Annotated in this window: 1 protein-coding gene; it reads left to right on the top strand. The window is 46.8% G+C overall.

All coding sequences use genetic code 11. The annotated features are described in order from the left end of the window. The coding region (locus ACFILY_RS09440) for a hemagglutinin repeat-containing protein (protein ID WP_375637987.1) at nt 1-1193 on the top strand (1193 nt) is incomplete at both ends.

Raw genomic sequence — 1193 nt, 5'->3', positions numbered from 1 at the left:
CAGGGCAGGATGGCAAACCGCATGATCTTAGCATCACAGGCAGTTCCATTGCGGCTGATGGCAAGGTAGGGCTGAAAGCCAGCAACGATGTCCTGATCAATAATGCAGAGGATAGCTTACATTATGAGATGTCGTATCACAAAGAGGGTGGGGTGTTTAGTAGCAGCAAATCTGAGCATAACAAGATGGATGTGCGCCAAGTTGTGGGGTCAAGCATAACAGGGGGTGAAGGCATTGCCATTGATTCCGGAAACAACACGGAAGTTTTAGCCTCGACGCTCGTAGCCGGTAAGGCAGAGGAAACGTCAGGAGAGAAAGCACCAGGAGAACAGAAACAAGCGGATATTACCATTCACTCTGGGGGAAAGATTGTCATAAAAGGCGCCCAAGAACACTTGGATCAGCAAGCACAATCGTCATCAAGTGGCTTTTTGCATGAGAAATCGTCCGATACATCTCAATCGCATACCACAACGGTCTCCTCTATCCTTGGGGCGACGGGCAACATCGTGTTAGACGCACAAGGAGAAGCCAAGATTTCTGCTTCTCATCTGCTTTCCGGTCAAGATATCAATGTGAGCGGAGAAAGTGTGACGATTGATGGCATGACAGATCACCATAAAAGCCATTCAGAGGAGCATGAAACAGGTTTTGGTGTGGGATCAGGCAAGGGCTTTGTGTCGATATACGGGAGTGAGGGAAAGACAGAAAATGAAGAGAGTTTTGAACATCAAGGCTCTTCTCTCAATGCGGATGGCACGATCAACATCACTGCCAAGAAAAAAGATGTGAAAATTGTTGGCTCTGATCTTGCAGGTGAGAATATTAACCTTTCGGCAGCTCGTGATGTGAATGTGCTTGTTGGTCATAATAGCCATTCCTCAAGCTCAAAGGAAGAACGGGAAGGCTTTGGGTTTCAGTTTGAAAAGAGCAACAGCGGTGCTTCTGTAGGTGTTGGAATTGCAAGCGCCAAAGATACGGGCGATCAATGGGAAACCACTTCCACACAATCACACATCACGGCACGCCAAGATGTGCAGATTACTGCTGACAATGATGTAAATATGCAAGCAGCCATTGTTTCGGCGGATCGTGATGTCAACATTGATGCCGGCAATAATATCACCCTATCAGAAAGCTATGATACCTCTAACGCAAAAGAAAAGCATGAAAAGTCTTTTGCTGGTGTGACA

Origin of the sequence: Bartonella sp. CL25QHWL, assembly GCF_042195335.1 — a bacterium.
Classification (GTDB): domain Bacteria; phylum Pseudomonadota; class Alphaproteobacteria; order Rhizobiales; family Rhizobiaceae; genus Bartonella.
Note: the sequence above shows the minus strand (reverse complement) of the source record. Positions and strands in the feature narration are given on the sequence as shown.